Origin of the sequence: Bacillus sp. HMA207, assembly GCF_003402455.1 — a bacterium.
Classification (GTDB): Bacteria; Bacillota; Bacilli; order Bacillales; family Bacillaceae_G; genus Bacillus_A; species Bacillus_A cereus.
The window spans coordinates 916972-933818 of the sequence record NZ_BEZT01000001.1; the positions used below are offsets into that span (position 1 = coordinate 916972).

The following is a 16847-nucleotide window of genomic DNA, read 5'->3' on the forward strand; positions in this document are numbered from 1 at the left end:
GTGAAGGAAAAATGTGTGTGAGGTAAGCAAATAAATTTCGGACACACTAACTGTACATTACAGCTAGGAGGAATGTACACGTGAATGAAATTTACATGGAAATAAAAGAAGAATTGCAATTGATGAGAAAAGAGTTGCAAGAGAGACTAGCTAAAGAAGTAATGCACAAATATGATGTCGAGTTCAGCCAAGAGCTTGGATATGAAATTAAGGAAGAGATAAAGAAAAAATTGCTATTACATGATATAAAAGAGGATTTAAAGGATGTAGAACGCGCATTATTTAAAATGGAAATAGACATGTATGGTATTTGTGAAGATACGGGGAGATTAATTTCGACAAAGCAAATGAAGACAATGCCGACTGCCCGTACGATTCATGAATTCTTTTATGAAAAGGTAAATGTATGAATACGCACAACGATATTATATTACCTTTTTTTAATTTATTTTATTCTTCTATAAAGGTTCATTGTGAAAAGGTAGCAGCTATGCTAAAATTTTGAGGTACACTGTCTTTGTGGGGGAAATGAAAATGATATATTATGTAATAGCGTTATTCGTCATTGCTATCGATCAAATATCGAAGTGGTTAATTGTAAAGAACATGGAATTGGGTACGAGTATTCCGATTATCGACAATGTATTATACATAACATCACATCGAAATAGAGGCGCTGCTTGGGGTATTTTAGAAAATAAAATGTGGTTCTTCTACATTATTACAGTTGTTTTTGTAGTGTTTATTGTATTTTATATGAAAAAGTATGCGAAAACAGACAAGCTTCTAGGTATTTCGTTAGGCCTAATTTTGGGCGGGGCAATTGGTAACTTTATTGATCGTGTATTTAGACAAGAAGTAGTGGATTTCATTCACGTGTATATTTTCTCGTACAACTATCCAGTATTCAATATAGCTGATTCAGCATTATGTATTGGTGTTGTATTAATTATTATTCAAACATTATTAGAAGGCAAGAAAGCGAAGGAGTAATTGAATGAGTGAAGTAGTACAAGTAACAGTTGCAGCAGAGCAAAAAAACGAGCGAATTGATAAATTCGTTACAGGGATAAATAACGAATGGTCACGTACGCAAGTGCAGCAATGGATTAAAGATGAAGTTGTGACAGTAAACGGGAAAGCGGTAAAAGGGAATTATAAAGTAAAAGAAGAAGATGAAATTACAGTAACAATTCCTGAACCAGAAGAGTTAGATATTCAACCAGAGGATTTAAATTTAGAAATTTATTATGAAGATGCAGATGTGCTTGTTGTAAATAAGCCACGTGGTATGGTTGTACATCCAGCACCAGGGCATACAAGTGGTACACTTGTAAATGGCCTTATGCACCATTGTACAGACTTATCAGGCATTAACGGTGTAATGCGTCCAGGTATCGTGCATCGTATCGATAAAGATACATCTGGACTATTAATGGTTGCTAAAAATGATATGGCACATGAATCGCTTGTAAATCAGCTTGTAGCAAAAACAGTAACGAGACGTTACAAAGCGATTGTACACGGTGTGATTCCGCATGATAAGGGAACGATTGATGCTCCGATTGCTCGTGATAAGAAAGAGCGTCAAAGTATGACAGTTGATGAAAATGGTAAGAACGCTGTTACGCATTTCCAAGTGTTAGAACGCTTTAAAGACTTTACACTTGTAGAATGTCGCTTAGAAACGGGACGTACGCACCAAATTCGTGTTCATATGAAATATATTGGCTATCCACTTGCAGGAGATCCGAAGTATGGTCCGAAGAAAACGTTAGATATGAATGGACAAGCACTTCATGCGGGTATTTTAGGCTTTGATCATCCTCGTACTGGTGAATATATTCAGTTTGAGGCACCGATTCCAGAAGTGTTTGAAGACGCATTAAATATTTTACGAAAATAGTATTGACAAATCATAAGAAAACTGAGATACTGACAACAGTTAAATAATGATCCTTTAACACAGCCCCGTGAGGTTGAGAAGGTAACGGTTTGAAATACTTAGGGTATGTTGTACCCTTTTTTCAAAAGTCCTCTCGCACACGCTGAGAGGACTTTTTTTATACCATTACTCTCACGCAAGAAAAAAGCTTGGAGGTGTAGAGCATGCAAGAGAAAGCTGTCGTTTTAGATGACCAAATGATTCGCCGCGCTTTAACACGAATTAGTCATGAAATCGTGGAACGAAATAAAGGTGTCGATAATTGTGTTCTTGTCGGAATTAAAACTCGTGGAATTTTTATTGCACAACGTTTGGCAGAACGAATTGGTCAAATTGAAGGAAAAGAAATGGAAGTTGGAGAGTTAGACATTACGTTATATCGTGATGATTTAACACTACAATCGAAAAATAAAGAACCACTTGTAAAAGGTTCTGATATCCCTGTAGATATTACGAAGAAAAAAGTTATCCTTGTGGATGACGTATTATATACAGGAAGAACAGTTCGAGCAGCAATGGATGCTCTTATGGATTTAGGTAGACCATCTCAAATCCAATTGGCGGTTCTTGTTGATAGAGGTCATCGCGAATTACCAATTCGCGCTGATTATGTAGGGAAGAATATTCCAACATCAAGTGAAGAGCGTATCGAAGTTGATTTGCAAGAGACAGATCAACAAGATCGAGTAAGCATATACGATAAGTAAAGCCCTTTTAAATGTAGTCCTGTGAGGCTGCCAAAGGGTCTTGGCTTTCATATGTCAAATTTGGCATACGAAAGTGTAGGACTCTTTGTGCACAGGCACAAAGAGTTTTTTTATTGCAAAGATTTAAACTGAAGGAGGATGTAACAATGGAACAAAAGCCAGTGTTAGACGTTAATGAAGTACCGAAACCGGGAAAATGGTTATTTTTAAGTATACAACATTTGTTCGCGATGTTTGGATCAACAGTGCTTGTTCCGTTTTTAACAGGATTGAATCCATCAGTAGCATTAATATCAAGTGGATTAGGAACGTTAGCGTTTCTTCTTATAACGAAAGGTCAAGTACCTGCTTATCTAGGATCATCATTCGCCTTTATCGCACCGATTATAACAGCGAAAACGGCAGGTGGACCGGGAGCGGCAATGCTTGGTGGTTTGCTAGCAGGACTTGTGTACATCTTAATCTCACTCGGAATTAAGAAATCAGGATCAGAGTGGATTATGAAATTACTACCACCAATCGTAGTTGGTCCAGTAGTAATGGTAATCGGTCTAGCTTTAGCACATACAGCAGTTAACATGGCGATGAACGGTGCGGATGGCAAATATAGCTTTACACACTTTTCAGTAGCGTTAGTAACATTAGCAATTACAATTATATGCTCGATATTTGGAAGAGGATTTTTCAGTATCATACCAGTGTTACTTGGCATTATCGGCGGATATATCTTCGCTTACTTCCAAGGGCTAGTAGACTTAAAGCCGGTAGCTGAGGCAAAATGGTTTGTTGTACCAGATTTCACAGTACCATTTGTAACATACACACCAGAGTTTTCATGGAAGATTGTACTCTTGATGGTACCAGTTGCACTAGTAACAATATCAGAACATATCGGACATCAAATTGTTCTTGGAAATGTTATTAAAAGAGATTTAATTGAAAAACCAGGTTTACACCGTTCAATCTTCGGTGACGGAGTAGCAACATTAATCGCGTCACTAATCGGTGGGCCACCGAATACAACGTATGGTGAAAACATCGGTGTGCTAGCAATTACGAGAGCATACAGTGTATACTTATTCATCGGTTCAGCAGTATTCGCAATCATGTTCGGATTTATCGGTAAGATTTCTGCACTGATTCATTCGATCCCAACACCAGTTATGGGTGGTGTATCAATCTTACTATTCGGTGTAATCGCATCAAGCGGATTACGCATGATGGTAGATGATAAAACAGATTTAAGTGACAAACGAAACTTAATGATTGCATCAGTAATATTAGTAATCGGTATTGGTGGAGCGGTACTTCATGTAGGAGAATCATTCCAAGTAGAAGGAATGGCACTAGCAGCAATTGTAGGTGTACTGTTAAATCTACTACTACCGGAAACGAAACAAATAAAACAATCTAAGCAGATTGCTTCATAATAATAACCTTTTAATTCAGTCCTGTGAGACCGGAAAGGGTGGCTTCTTTCTTGCACCCTAGTCTCACACGATTAGGGTATTTTTATGCAAAGGTTGTTATAAAAATTCAAAAGTGGTAACATAAAAATCAGAAAGATGAGGGATGACGATGAGCCATTTGTTAACGATGAGTGAATTATCGGAAGTAGAAATTTCAGAAATCCTAAAAGATGCAGAAGATTTTGCGAATGGAAAAGAGAGCAAAACGACAGAGCAAACTTTTGTTGCGAACTTGTTCTTTGAGAATAGTACGAGAACGAGATTTAGCTTTGAAGTTGCTGAGAAGAGATTAGGACTTGATGTTTTAAACTTTTCAGCTGATGCATCTAGCGTACAAAAAGGAGAAACTCTATACGATACGATAAGAACACTAGAATCAATCGGAACAAAAGCAGTGGTCATCCGCCACGAGCAAGATCGCTACTTCGATGAACTAAAAGATCAGGTGAATATTCCAATCTTAAATGCTGGAGATGGATGCGGAAACCACCCAACACAGTGCCTACTGGACCTTCTTACAATTAAACAAGAGTTTGGAAGATTTGAAGGTTTGAAGATTGCAATAGTAGGAGATGTTCGTCATAGCCGAGTAGCACGTTCTAATGCAGAAGCATTAACGAAGCTTGGTGCAACAATTTACTTTGCAAGTCCAGAAGAGTGGCAAGATGAAGACAACACATTTGGAACATACAAACCATTAGATGAACTTGTTCCAGAAGTTGATGTAATGATGTTACTCCGTGTACAACATGAGCGTCATGATCATTATGAAACAGACATTATGAAAGAATATCATGAGAAACACGGATTAACAGTAGAAAGAGAAAAGCGTATGAAAGAAGGAAGCATTATTATGCATCCAGCTCCTGTAAACCGTGATGTTGAAATTGCAAGTGAACTTGTTGAGTGTGAGCGTTCACGTATATTTAAACAAATGGAAAATGGAGTTTACGTAAGAATGGCTGTACTAAAACGCGCCTTACCAAATGTATTAGGAGGAATGAAACATGAATTATTTGTTTAAAAATGGTCGTTATATGAATGAAGAAGGAAAAATCGTAGCAACGGATCTTCTCGTACAAGACGGTAAAATCGCTAAGGTAGCAGAAAATATTACGGCAGATAATGCTGAAGTAATCGATGTGAACGGAAAGTTAATCGCACCTGGATTAGTAGATGTACACGTACATCTTCGTGAACCAGGTGGTGAACATAAAGAAACAATTGAAACAGGTACACTAGCAGCGGCAAAAGGTGGATTCACTACAATTTGCGCAATGCCAAATACACGCCCGGTACCAGATTGCAGAGAACATATGGAAGACTTGCAAAAACGTATTGAAGAAAAAGCTCATGTTAACGTACTACCATACGGAGCAATTACAGTACGTCAAGCTGGTTCTGAAATGACAGATTTCGAAACATTAAAAGAACTTGGAGCATTTGCTTTCACAGATGACGGCGTAGGCGTACAAGATGCGAGCATGATGTTAGCGGCTATGAAACGTGCAGCAAAATTAAATATGGCAGTAGTTGCGCACTGTGAAGAGAATACGCTTATTAATAAAGGTTGTGTACATGAAGGGAAGTTTTCTGAGAAACACGGATTAAACGGTATCCCATCAGTATGTGAATCTGTACATATTGCAAGGGATATACTGCTTGCTGAAGCAGCAGATTGCCACTATCACGTATGTCATGTAAGTACGAAAGGTTCTGTACGTGTAATCCGTGATGCGAAACGCGCTGGAATTAAAGTAACAGCAGAAGTAACACCGCATCACCTAGTGTTATGTGAAGATGATATCCCATCAGCTGATCCTAACTTTAAAATGAACCCACCGCTTCGTGGAAAAGAAGACCATGCAGCATTAATTGAAGGTTTATTAGATGGAACGATCGATATGATCGCAACTGACCATGCACCGCATACAGCGGAAGAGAAAGCACAAGGAATTGAAAGAGCACCGTTTGGAATTACTGGTTTTGAAACAGCATTCCCGCTTCTATACACAAACCTTGTGAAAAAGGGAGTTATTACGCTAGAACAGTTAATTCAATTCTTAACAGAAAAGCCAGCTGATACATTCGGCTTAGAAGCAGGTCGCCTAAAAGAAGGTAGAGCAGCTGATATTACAATCATTGATTTAGAACAAGAAGAAGAGATTGACCCAACAACATTCTTATCAAAAGGAAAAAATACACCATTCGCAGGTTGGAAATGCCAAGGATGGCCGGTAATGACAATCGTTGGTGGTAAGATCGCATGGCAAAAGGAGAGTGCATTAGTATGAAAAGACAACTTATCTTAGAAGATGGAACAGTATTAATTGGAACAGGTTTCGGAGGCGAAATCGAAAAGTCAGGTGAGGTTGTATTTACAACAGGAATGACTGGATATCAAGAAACATTATCTGATCCATCATATTGCGGTCAAATCGTAACATTCACGTACCCATTAATCGGAAACTACGGCATTAACCGTGACGATTTTGAATCCATTCACCCATCTGTAAATGGTTTAATCGTAAACGAAATTTGTGATCACCCATCAAACTTCCGTAATGAAATTTCGTTAAATGATTACTTGAAAGAAAGAAATATCCCAGGATTAGCAGGGATTGATACGAGAAAATTAACGAGAAAAATTCGTCAATACGGTACATTACGTGGACGCCTTTGTAACATGGATGCAGATGTAGAGTACATTGTAAGCCAATTAAAAGCGACAGTATTTACAGATCATGTAAAACGCGTATCAACGAAAGATCCATACCCAAGCCCAGGTCGTGGTCACCGAGTTGTACTAGTAGACTTCGGTATGAAACATGGTATTTTACGAGAATTAAATAAGCGTGACTGTGATGTAATTGTAGTTCCTTACAACACAACAGCGGAAGAAATTTTACGCCTTAGCCCAGATGGAATTATGTTAAGTAATGGACCTGGAGATCCGAAAGATGTACCAGAAGCAATTGAAATGTTAAAAGACATTATCGGTAAAGTTCCTTTATTCGGAATTTGCCTAGGACATCAATTGTTCGCTCTAGCATCAGGTGCAAATACAAGTAAGTTGAAATTTGGTCACCGTGGTTTAAACCATCCAGTAAAAAATCTTGCAACTGGAAAAGTAGCAATTACATCTCAAAACCACGGATACGCAGTAGAAGAAGAATCAGTTGAAAATACAGATCTTGAAATTACACATGTTGCTTTAAACGATGGAACGGTAGAAGGTCTTCGTCATAAGAAGTTCCCGGCATTTACAGTACAATACCATCCAGAAGCTTCAGCGGGACCAGAAGATGCAAATGATTTATTCGAAGATTTCTTAACAATGATTGAAAACTTCAAGAAAGAAGGGGAAGAGTTATGCCAAAACGCCTAGACATTAACACAATTTTAGTAATCGGATCAGGACCAATTGTAATTGGGCAAGCAGCGGAGTTTGACTACTCTGGTACACAAGCTTGTCAATCTCTTAAAGAGGAAGGTTACAAAGTAATCCTTGTTAACTCTAACCCAGCAACAATTATGACGGATACTGCAACAGCTGATAAAGTATACATCGAGCCATTAACATTAGAATTCGTAAGCCGTATTATTCGTAAAGAACGTCCTGATGCAATCCTACCAACATTAGGTGGTCAAACAGGTTTAAACATGGCTGTTGAACTTGCAAAATCAGGCGTACTTGACGAGTGCGGAGTTGAAATTTTAGGAACAAAATTATCAGCAATCGAGCAAGCGGAAGATCGTGATTTATTCCGTACATTAATGCAAGATTTAAATGAACCAACACCACCAAGTGAAATTATTCATAACCTTGATGAAGCATATGGATTTGTAAACGAAATTGGTTACCCAGTAATCGTTCGACCAGCGTTCACATTAGGAGGAACGGGCGGCGGAATTTGTCATAACGAAGAAGAGCTAATTGAAATCGTAACAAGTGGTTTAAAACATAGCCCAGTAACACAATGTTTATTGGAGAAAAGTATTGCTGGCTGTAAAGAAATTGAATACGAAGTAATGCGTGATTCAAATGATAACGCAATTGTAGTGTGTAACATGGAAAACATCGATCCAGTTGGTGTTCATACAGGTGATTCAATCGTTGTAGCACCGAGCCAAACGCTAAGCGACCGTGAATACCAAATGTTACGTAACACGTCATTACGAATTATTCGTGCACTAGGAATTGAAGGTGGATGTAACGTTCAGCTTGCACTAGATCCATATAGCTTCCAATACTATGTAATCGAAGTAAATCCACGTGTAAGTCGTTCATCTGCACTAGCATCTAAAGCAACTGGATATCCAATTGCGAAATTAGCAGCAAAAATTGCAGTCGGCTTAACGTTAGATGAAATCGTAAACCCAGTAACACAAAAAACTTACGCTTGCTTCGAGCCAGCGTTAGACTATGTTGTTTCAAAAATTCCACGTTGGCCGTTTGATAAGTTTGAATCAGCGAACAGAACGCTTGGAACACAAATGAAAGCAACTGGTGAAGTTATGTCAATCGGACGTAACTTAGAAGAATCATTACTAAAAGCAGTTCGTTCTTTAGAGCTTGGCATTTATCACTTAGAATTAGACCACTTAAAAGAACTTGATAAAGAAACGATGAAAAAACGTATCATTAAAGCGGATGATGAACGACTGTTTATTGTAGCAGAAGCAATTCGCCAAGGTGTAACGAAAGAAGAAATCAATGAATGGTGTGAAATGGACTTCTTCTTCTTACAAAAAGTTGAAAACATCGTAAATATGGAACGTGAAGTAAAAGCGAATGTAGGAAATATGGAAGTACTACAAACTGCAAAAGAAATGGGCTTCAGCGATCACTACATTGCAGCAGCTTGGAACAAAACGGAGCGCGAAATTTACGATATGCGTAAAGAAAATAATATGATGCCAGTATTCAAAATGGTAGATACTTGTGCGGCAGAGTTTGAATCTGCAACGCCATATTACTACAGCACATATGCGGACGAAAATGAATCGATTGTAACAGATCGTAAGAGTGTAGTAGTTCTAGGATCTGGTCCGATCCGTATTGGTCAAGGTGTTGAGTTTGATTACGCAACAGTTCACTCAGTATGGGCAATTAAAGAAGCTGGATATGAAGCAATTATCATTAACAACAACCCAGAAACAGTTTCAACAGACTTCAGTATTTCTGACAAATTATACTTTGAACCATTAACGATTGAAGATGTAATGCATATTATCGATTTAGAAAAACCAGAAGGTGTTATCGTTCAGTTCGGTGGACAAACGGCAATTAACTTAGCAGCGAAACTAGAAGAACATGGTGTGAAAATTTTAGGAACATCACTTGAAGACTTAGACCGTGCAGAAGATCGTGATAAATTCGAAGCTGCTTTAACAAAACTTGGCATCCCGCAACCAGTTGGTAAAACAGCAACGACTGTAGAACAAGCGGTAGCAATCGCAGAAGAAATTGGTTACCCAGTATTAGTAAGACCATCTTACGTACTAGGTGGACGTGCGATGGAAATCGTATATCGCCAAGAAGAACTACTGCACTACATGAAAAATGCAGTTAAAGTTCATGCAGATCACCCAGTATTAATCGACCGTTACATGGTTGGTAAAGAAATTGAAGTAGATGCAATTTCCGATGGTGAGAATGTATTCATTCCAGGTATTATGGAACATATTGAACGCGCTGGAGTTCACTCTGGTGACTCAATTGGAGTATATCCACCACAAAGTTTATCTGAAAAACTAAAAGAACAAATCATTGAACATACAATTGCACTTGGAAAAGGATTAAACATTGTTGGATTACTAAATATCCAGTTTGTAGTATTCAAAGATCAAGTGTACGTAATTGAAGTAAATCCACGTGCAAGCCGTACAGTACCGTTCTTAAGTAAAATTACAGGCGTACCGATGGCGAATGTTGCAACGAAAGTTATTTTAGGGCAAGACCTAGTAGAGCAAGGATACGGAACTGGCTATCACCCAGAAGAGAAAGAAGTATATGTAAAAGCTCCGGTATTCTCATTCGCGAAACTACGCTCAGTTGATACAACATTAGGACCTGAAATGAAATCAACAGGGGAAGTAATGGGTAAAGACTTAACGCTTGAAAAAGCATTGTATAAAGGATTAGTTGCTTCTGGAATTAACATCCCAACGCACGGCTCAGTAATCATTACTGTAGCGGATAAAGATAAAGAAGAGGCGATGGAAATTGCAAAACGTTTCCACGAAATCGGCTATAACTTATTAGCAACAGCTGGAACAGCACAATCATTAGAAGAGCAAAATATCCCAGTACAAGTTGTAAACAAAATTGATTCTGAAGACTACAACTTACTAGATATTATCCGTCAAGGAAAAGCACAGTTTGTAATTAACACATTAACAAAAGGTAAACAACCAGCGCGTGATGGTTTCCGCATTCGCCGTGAATCAGTAGAAAATGGTGTGGCTTGCTTAACATCACTTGATACAACAAGAGCAATCTTACGAGTATTAGAATCTATGACATTCTCAGCTCATTCAATGAAAGAAATTACGCAAACAAAGCGTCACGAGGTGGTACATGCATGATGCAAAAGCAAAATATGATCGTCGTTAACCAAAAAGAAATCGCAAAAAATATTTACGAATTAGTGCTTCAAGGAACGTTAGTACAGCAAATGAACGAACCAGGGCAGTTTGTACACATTAAGGTAGCAGAGGGCATTGCGCCCCTTCTGCGCCGCCCAATTAGTATTTGTAATGTAGATCAAGAGAAGAACGAATTTACAATGCTATATCGTGCCGAAGGACAAGGGACAAAAACATTAGCAACTAGAAAACAAGGTGAAATGGTAGATGTACTAGGACCATTAGGACACGGTTTTCCTGTAGAAGAAGCAGAAGCTGGTCAAACAGCTTTACTAGTAGGTGGGGGAATTGGTGTACCACCACTTTATGAATTATCACAGCGCCTCGTTGCAAAAGGTGTACGTGTTATTCACATCTTAGGCTTTCAAACGAAAGATGTAGTTTTCTATGAAGAAAAATTTGCAGAACTTGGTGATACGTACGTTGCGACAGTAGACGGTACACACGGTACAAAAGGATTTGTCACAGATGTAATTGATAATTACGGAATTGACTTTGATATTCTTTATTCATGTGGTCCGCTAGCGATGCTTCGTGCATTAGAAGGACGTTACAAAGAGAAAAAAGCCTATATTTCATTAGAAGAACGTATGGGCTGTGGTATTGGAGCTTGTTTCGCATGTGTATGCCACTTACAAGAAGATCCAAGTGGACATTCTTACAAGAAGGTGTGTAGCGACGGACCAGTATTTCCAATCGGGGAGGTTGTACTATGAACAGATTGCAAGTTGAATTACCAGGATTATCATTAAAAAATCCAATTATACCGGCATCTGGATGCTTTGGGTTTGGTCGTGAATATGCACAGTTTTACGATTTAAGTGTACTAGGATCAATCATGATTAAAGCGACGACAGAACAACCACGTTATGGAAATCCAACGCCTCGTGTTGCTGAAACACCAGGCGGCATGCTAAATGCAATCGGACTTCAAAACCCGGGATTAGACAAAGTAATGAATTCGGAATTACCATGGTTAGAACAATTTGACCTTCCAATTATTGCAAACGTTGCAGGCTCACAAGCTGAGGATTACGTAGCGGTTGCGAAGGAAATTTCTAAAGCGCCTAATGTCCATGCACTAGAATTAAACATTTCTTGTCCGAACGTAAAAACAGGTGGTATCGCCTTTGGTACAAATCCTGAAATTGCTGCTGATTTAACGAAGCGAGTAAAAGAGGTTTCTGAAGTACCTGTATACGTGAAATTGTCACCGAACGTGGCAAACATAGTAGAAATTGCAAAAGCGATTGAAAATGCAGGTGCAGATGGTTTAACGATGATTAATACATTGCTTGGTATGCGTCTAGATTTAAAAACAGCTAAACCAATTTTAGCAAACCGTACAGGCGGATTATCAGGTCCTGCGATTAAGCCAGTAGCAATTCGCATGGTACATGAAGTAAGCCAAGCGGTTAACATTCCAATTATCGGAATGGGTGGTATTGAAACAGCTGAAGATGTAATTGAATTCTTCTATGCTGGCGCAAGCGCAGTTGCAGTAGGTACAGCGAACTTTATCGATCCGTTCGTATGTCCGACAATTATTGAAGAGTTACCAGCATTATTAGATGAATTAGGATTTGATCACATTTCGGAATGTCAAGGAAGGAGCTGGAAGCAAACATGTCACAGTCGTTAATCGTTGCACTAGATTTTCCAGGGAAACAAGAAGTAGAACAATTCTTACACCACTTTGAAGGGGAAGAGTTATTTGTCAAAGTAGGTATGGAGTTATTTTACAAAGAAGGCCCTGCGATTATTACGTACTTAAAAGAAAAGGGACATAAGATCTTCTTAGATTTAAAACTTCATGATATTCCGAATACAGTAAAAAGCGCTATGCGTAGCCTAGCTAGTCTAGATGTTGATATGGTAAATGTTCATGCTGCTGGGGGAAGCAGCATGATGAAAGCTGCGATTGAGGGATTAGAGGAAGGTAAGCAAGAAGGTAAGCAAGAAGGAAAAGAGAGACCGATTTGTATTGCAGTTACACAACTAACAAGCACTTCGGAAGCTATGATGAAAAAAGAGATCGGCATTGAGAAAACGTTAGAAGAAGCGGTTGCTCATTATGCAAAATTAACGAAAGAAAGTGGACTTGATGGCGTTGTTTGTTCAACACTTGAAGTTCCAAAATTACGTGAAGTATGCGGAAATGAATTTGTAACAGTAACACCGGGGATTCGTCTTGCAAGCGATGATGTAAATGACCAAGTGCGCGTAGCAACACCGAAACGTGCGAGGGAACTTGGCTCAAGCTACATCGTAGTTGGACGTAGTATTACAAAAGCAGAAAATCCGCTTGAAGCGTATAAAACAGTAAAACAACAGTGGGAAGGTGTAACAGTATGAAAAAAGAAATCGCATCGCATTTATTAGAAATTGGAGCAGTATTTTTACAACCAAATGATCCATTCACTTGGTCTTCAGGTATGAAATCACCAATTTATTGTGATAACCGTTTAACTTTATCTTATCCAAAAGTACGTCAAGCGATTGCAGCTGGATTAGAAGAGTTAATTAAAGAGCACTTCCCAACTGTAGAAATTATTGCAGGAACAGCAACTGCTGGTATTGCGCACGCTGCATGGGTAAGCGATCGTATGGATTTACCAATGTGCTACGTACGTAGTAAAGCAAAAGGTCACGGTAAAGGGAACCAAATCGAAGGAAAAGCTGAAAAAGGTCAAAAAGTCGTAGTAGTAGAAGACTTAATTTCAACTGGCGGTAGTGCAATTACATGTGTAGAAGCACTTCGCGAAGCTGGATGTGAAGTATTAGGAATCGTATCAATCTTCACATACGAGCTTGAAGCAGGAAAAGAAAAACTAGAAGCAGCTAACGTAGTATCATACTCTTTAAGCGATTACAGTGCATTAACTGAAGTAGCAGCAGAAAAAGGTATGATTGGACAAGCTGAAACGAAAAAATTACAAGAGTGGCGTAAAAATCCAGCTAACGAAGCTTGGATCACAGCGTAACACGAAAAAAACGACTGCGGGGGAACGCGGTCGTTTTTTTATATCATTGTTAAAAATTCAAGTAAAGTTCCATCAATATCAAAGAAAATCATATTACAATCTCCTTAACTACTTAGTGCTTTCTGCAAGCTTATATCCTCTTACAAACAATAGAGTCACATAAGAAACAATAAATGAGAAAATGCTATACATGCCGACCCAAAAGAAAAATTTTGGAGTAAAGGCGATAACACCTATTATTAAAAAACTAGCAAACGTTACAATCGGCATTACGTAATACGTTTTCGACTTGCGCGTTCCAATAACAGAAACGATAAAGATAAGTAACGGACAAATTAATAAGACGAAAATCAATTCATTCATAGTTATGTCCCCTTTTCTAATTGCAGTAATCTGTTTCTCGTAAACGTTTTGAAAAAATTACTCTCCTAATATAATTTCGCTAAGGGATAACGAATCCCTGTTGAAAACCAGTAATTCATGATGAATTTTACAAGAAAAAACGTAAGCAAGAGAATGCTTGCTTACGTTATAAAATAAACATTGCAAAGATAGTGGTGACAATTAAACCGATAACAACCGGTAAAAAGTTTCGGCGTGCCAGTTCAAATGGATCTACCTTGCAAATTGCAGCAGCAGGAATAAGCGCCCAAGGAATTAACGTCCCGCCCCCGGTCCATATAGCCGCAATTTGTCCGAGTGCTGTTAATGTAGCTGTTCCATGACCTAAAGCTGTTCCGAAAAGGTTTGCAATGGAACCAGCAAGCGATATACCGGAAAAACCAGATCCATCTAAGCCTGTTATGACACCAACGATAGTTAATGTTCCCGCCGATACGTATTGGTTTAAAGGGACCGTTTGAGATAAGGCAATCCCTAAGTCGTTAATGATTCCATGTGAACCTTTCGGTAAATAGTCTCCGATAATTTTCACAAAGCCGCTATCTCCTAAATAAAAGAGTGCAGCAATTGGAATAACTGGACCAAAGATTTTAAATCCAAATTGGAGCCCTTCTATAAAATAATCGGTTGTTTTATTTAGTCCATTACCTTTGTAGGCGATGAGTGAAATGATGATAATCATAATAACAGTCGTTCCGCCGATAAGTGCAGTTGCGTCGCTTCCTTGTAGTTTAAATTGAATCATGCAAAGGATATCAATGATATATACGATAGGAATACATATAGCGAGCCATTTCTTTATGCGAGGAGATAATGAAGTGAGCGTTTTAGAAGACGCAGTTAATGGAATAGATTCTTGTATAGATAAGCCTGTATGAAACTCTTTTCGTAAGAAGAAAAAAGCGACGGAAGTTGTCACAATGCCCATAACGATAACAAGTGGAACACTTGCAGATACGACGCTGGAAACAGGGAGACCAGCCGCGTCTGCAGTTAATTTCGGTGCACCTTGAATAACGAAGTCGCCAGATAAGGCGATGCCGTGTCCGAATAAGTTCATAGCAATTGCAACCCCAATTGGAGGAAGACCGACACGTACAGCAACCGGCAATAAAATAGCTCCCATTAAGGCGACAGCTGGAGAAGGCCAAAAGAAGAAAGAAATGGTCATCATTAAAAGGCCGATAATCCAGTAGGCGAGTGTAGGTGTACGAATCATTTTTGTAAATGGTGAAATCATCGTATCATTTATGCCAGTATGAACGAGTAAATTGCTCATTGATACGATAATGGAGATGATTAATATAGTTGGTAATAGCTCAGTAATGGCGTAAATGAAACTTTGAAAAATCCCGCTAATGGCAAGAGGGATAGAACTTGTTGCAGTTAATGCTAATAAAAAGATAAAAACGATACAAATAATCGTCGTATCTTTCCGGAGAATAAAAAAGGTAATAATAGTGAGTAAACAAATAATGTAGAGAGCGTGTAATAGCGTTAATTCAACTCCCATAACATTCACATCCTTTAGGCATTCGTGTAGTTTATTGTATGAAAGCAGTGAAAGTATGTGAGTATAGGAAAAAGAAAAAAGTAAAATTTCATGTACTGTAATGGTAAGGACGATAAATGGATGTTACAATACAATTAATCCTAAAAATGGAATTTGAGGAGAAGTAGAATGGGGGAGTACGAATGAGAGAGAGAATAGGATATTATGGTGTGCTCGTTTGTTTACTATTATCAGTTATTTCAGGGCAATTTCTTAACAGTGGATGGGTACCAGTTATATTATGTATTGGCGTATTGATTTTTGCTCCTATGTATCGCTGGAATGAATGGAAAGCATATAGTCGAAAAAAGAAAATGCTTTTCAGTATCGAGTTTATCATTATAATTAGTATGATCCTATTTTTGTTATTAAAAGGAAATGAAATAATAGATGGAATTGTAATGTTTCAAGGATGGTTGTTTATTGCGAAATTACTATATTTAATTTGCATTTTAATGTTGGTAGCGATAGTCACTAAAAAATTAAACGAAAAGTTATTCGTTAATGAATAAAAGAAAATGCCACCTTATTCGGTGGCATTTTCTCATTTTACTGAATGGGCTTTTTGCATTTTTTTAATTAAACGAATTTGTCCGCGATGATTGATTTCATCTTCAAAAACGTGAAACCATTTAAAGTAGTTGTTAGCTGGTTTGTCATACCAAAAGTCTGTTGTTTTAAACAGCCATTCATCAGGTAATGATTGAAATGTTGCAATCGTTTTGGAACGTACTTCTTGTAATGTATTGATGTAAAATTTTATAGATTTTCCTTTTATTTTCTCGCGTCCAAGGTTCCCTAACTCAATAGCAGGTAACCAATGTTCTAATTCGGCTTCCGTCGGTTCACGGTCTTCAAAGGTATGAATTTGGTAGTAAAATTCAATAGCAGCCATATGGTACAATAACATACCAATTGAATTTGCGTCCTTATCATATAAATAATCAAGTTCTTCAATTGTTAAACCTTCCACTGCTTGCATTGTTGTATAGCGAGCGTAATTCATCATGGAAACAAGATTTGAAAATTCTACTTGTAAACCCTCTATTTTATCAATTACAAAATTCAATTTAAATTCCTCCTCTTTAAACGAATACTCCAGAGAAGGAATTCTATGTGTAGAGAAAAACTCCTTTT

17 protein-coding genes are annotated in these 16847 nt (G+C 38.1%); 14 read left to right on the plus strand and 3 right to left on the minus strand.

Annotation, left to right across the window (positions count from 1 at the left end; all coding sequences use genetic code 11):
* Positions 1-80 precede the first annotated feature (80 nt).
* The 13 genes from HMAS_RS05075 to pyrE all read left to right on the plus strand — a co-directional run bounded on the left by HMAS_RS05075 (position 81) and on the right by pyrE (position 13756).
* Positions 81-410, plus strand: a complete 330-nt coding sequence (locus HMAS_RS05075; protein ID WP_001002955.1) for a molecular chaperone DnaK — start codon at positions 81-83, stop codon at positions 408-410.
* Between the two features lie 124 nt (positions 411-534).
* On the plus strand, positions 535-993 hold the full coding sequence (gene lspA, locus HMAS_RS05080; RefSeq protein WP_000642180.1) for a lipoprotein signal peptidase LspA: 459 nt from the start codon (positions 535-537) through the stop codon (positions 991-993).
* Positions 994-997: 4 nt separating this feature from the next.
* Positions 998-1906 (plus strand): RluA family pseudouridine synthase, encoded by a 909-nt coding sequence (locus HMAS_RS05085; RefSeq protein WP_000005833.1) that lies wholly within the window; start codon positions 998-1000, stop codon positions 1904-1906.
* Between the two features lie 203 nt (positions 1907-2109).
* Complete coding sequence (pyrR, locus tag HMAS_RS05090) at positions 2110-2652, plus strand: bifunctional pyrimidine operon transcriptional regulator/uracil phosphoribosyltransferase (RefSeq protein ID WP_001156491.1); 543 nt, start codon at positions 2110-2112, stop codon at positions 2650-2652.
* A gap of 146 nt (positions 2653-2798) precedes the next feature.
* The gene (gene uraA, locus HMAS_RS05095; protein ID WP_000435928.1) at positions 2799-4082 is read left to right on the plus strand and encodes a uracil permease; all 1284 of its coding nucleotides are present in this window, start codon (positions 2799-2801) and stop codon (positions 4080-4082) included.
* 148 nt (positions 4083-4230) lie between these two features.
* A complete protein-coding gene (gene pyrB, locus HMAS_RS05100; protein ID WP_000018861.1) occupies positions 4231-5145 on the plus strand; it encodes an aspartate carbamoyltransferase in 915 nt (304 codons plus the stop codon).
* Positions 5129-6415 carry a dihydroorotase gene (gene pyrC / locus HMAS_RS05105; protein WP_046392970.1) on the plus strand — a complete coding sequence of 429 codons (1287 nt, stop codon included), beginning with the start codon at positions 5129-5131 and terminating at the stop codon, positions 6413-6415. Before pyrB ends, pyrC begins: the two co-directional genes overlap by 17 nt.
* Positions 6412-7509, plus strand: a complete 1098-nt coding sequence (locus HMAS_RS05110; protein WP_000828680.1) for a carbamoyl phosphate synthase small subunit — start codon at positions 6412-6414, stop codon at positions 7507-7509. The genes pyrC and HMAS_RS05110 overlap by 4 nt, the downstream gene beginning before the upstream one ends.
* A complete protein-coding gene (gene carB, locus HMAS_RS05115) occupies positions 7494-10712 on the plus strand; it encodes a carbamoyl-phosphate synthase large subunit (protein WP_001126101.1) in 3219 nt (1072 codons plus the stop codon). The genes HMAS_RS05110 and carB overlap by 16 nt, the downstream gene beginning before the upstream one ends.
* The gene (pyrK, locus tag HMAS_RS05120; protein ID WP_000983359.1) at positions 10709-11488 is read left to right on the plus strand and encodes a dihydroorotate oxidase B electron transfer subunit; all 780 of its coding nucleotides are present in this window, start codon (positions 10709-10711) and stop codon (positions 11486-11488) included. The genes carB and pyrK overlap by 4 nt, the downstream gene beginning before the upstream one ends.
* On the plus strand, positions 11485-12414 hold the full coding sequence (gene pyrD, locus HMAS_RS05125) for a dihydroorotate oxidase B catalytic subunit (RefSeq protein WP_001081049.1): 930 nt from the start codon (positions 11485-11487) through the stop codon (positions 12412-12414). The genes pyrK and pyrD overlap by 4 nt, the downstream gene beginning before the upstream one ends.
* Positions 12399-13127, plus strand: a complete 729-nt coding sequence (gene pyrF, locus HMAS_RS05130; RefSeq protein WP_116344712.1) for an orotidine-5'-phosphate decarboxylase — start codon at positions 12399-12401, stop codon at positions 13125-13127. The genes pyrD and pyrF overlap by 16 nt, the downstream gene beginning before the upstream one ends.
* Positions 13124-13756, plus strand: a complete 633-nt coding sequence (pyrE, locus tag HMAS_RS05135) for an orotate phosphoribosyltransferase (RefSeq protein WP_000711443.1) — start codon at positions 13124-13126, stop codon at positions 13754-13756. Before pyrF ends, pyrE begins: the two co-directional genes overlap by 4 nt.
* A gap of 108 nt (positions 13757-13864) precedes the next feature.
* Here pyrE and HMAS_RS05140 read toward each other — a convergent pair whose 3' ends face one another.
* Together HMAS_RS05140 and HMAS_RS05145 are read right to left on the minus strand one after the other, a co-directional pair.
* The gene (locus HMAS_RS05140) at positions 13865-14119 is read right to left on the minus strand and encodes a YbeF family protein (RefSeq protein WP_006928316.1); all 255 of its coding nucleotides are present in this window, start codon (positions 14117-14119) and stop codon (positions 13865-13867) included.
* A 166-nt stretch (positions 14120-14285) separates the two neighbouring features.
* Positions 14286-15671, minus strand: a complete 1386-nt coding sequence (locus HMAS_RS05145) for a hypothetical protein (RefSeq protein ID WP_016123279.1) — start codon at positions 15669-15671, stop codon at positions 14286-14288.
* A 182-nt stretch (positions 15672-15853) separates the two neighbouring features.
* Between HMAS_RS05145 and HMAS_RS05150 the strand changes: the two genes are divergently transcribed.
* Positions 15854-16222, plus strand: coding sequence for a YoqO family protein (locus HMAS_RS05150; RefSeq protein WP_001209171.1), 369 nt, complete (start codon positions 15854-15856; stop codon positions 16220-16222).
* Positions 16223-16254: 32 nt separating this feature from the next.
* On the opposite strand, the gene HMAS_RS05155 is transcribed toward HMAS_RS05150, so the two are convergent.
* A complete protein-coding gene (locus tag HMAS_RS05155; RefSeq protein ID WP_001012051.1) occupies positions 16255-16779 on the minus strand; it encodes a DinB family protein in 525 nt (174 codons plus the stop codon).
* Positions 16780-16847: the final 68 nt, after the last annotated feature.

Excerpts from the sequence above, each read along its gene's own strand:
- pyrE (WP_000711443.1), top strand. The coding sequence starts at position 13,124 with ATGAAAAAAGAAATCGCATCGCATTTATTAGAAATTGGAGCAGTATTT.
- pyrR (WP_001156491.1), top strand. The coding sequence starts at position 2,110 with ATGCAAGAGAAAGCTGTCGTTTTAGATGACCAAATGATTCGCCGCGCT.
- HMAS_RS05140 (WP_006928316.1), bottom strand. The coding sequence starts at position 14,119 with ATGAATGAATTGATTTTCGTCTTATTAATTTGTCCGTTACTTATCTTT.
- HMAS_RS05150 (WP_001209171.1), top strand. The coding sequence starts at position 15,854 with ATGAGAGAGAGAATAGGATATTATGGTGTGCTCGTTTGTTTACTATTA.
- pyrD (WP_001081049.1), top strand. The coding sequence starts at position 11,485 with ATGAACAGATTGCAAGTTGAATTACCAGGATTATCATTAAAAAATCCA.
- carB (WP_001126101.1), top strand. The coding sequence starts at position 7,494 with ATGCCAAAACGCCTAGACATTAACACAATTTTAGTAATCGGATCAGGA.
- pyrF (WP_116344712.1), top strand. The coding sequence starts at position 12,399 with ATGTCACAGTCGTTAATCGTTGCACTAGATTTTCCAGGGAAACAAGAA.
- HMAS_RS05110 (WP_000828680.1), top strand. The coding sequence starts at position 6,412 with ATGAAAAGACAACTTATCTTAGAAGATGGAACAGTATTAATTGGAACA.
- pyrK (WP_000983359.1), top strand. The coding sequence starts at position 10,709 with ATGATGCAAAAGCAAAATATGATCGTCGTTAACCAAAAAGAAATCGCA.
- pyrB (WP_000018861.1), top strand. The coding sequence starts at position 4,231 with ATGAGCCATTTGTTAACGATGAGTGAATTATCGGAAGTAGAAATTTCA.
- HMAS_RS05145 (WP_016123279.1), bottom strand. The coding sequence starts at position 15,671 with ATGGGAGTTGAATTAACGCTATTACACGCTCTCTACATTATTTGTTTA.
- pyrC (WP_046392970.1), top strand. The coding sequence starts at position 5,129 with ATGAATTATTTGTTTAAAAATGGTCGTTATATGAATGAAGAAGGAAAA.
- lspA (WP_000642180.1), top strand. The coding sequence starts at position 535 with ATGATATATTATGTAATAGCGTTATTCGTCATTGCTATCGATCAAATA.
- HMAS_RS05085 (WP_000005833.1), top strand. The coding sequence starts at position 998 with ATGAGTGAAGTAGTACAAGTAACAGTTGCAGCAGAGCAAAAAAACGAG.
- uraA (WP_000435928.1), top strand. The coding sequence starts at position 2,799 with ATGGAACAAAAGCCAGTGTTAGACGTTAATGAAGTACCGAAACCGGGA.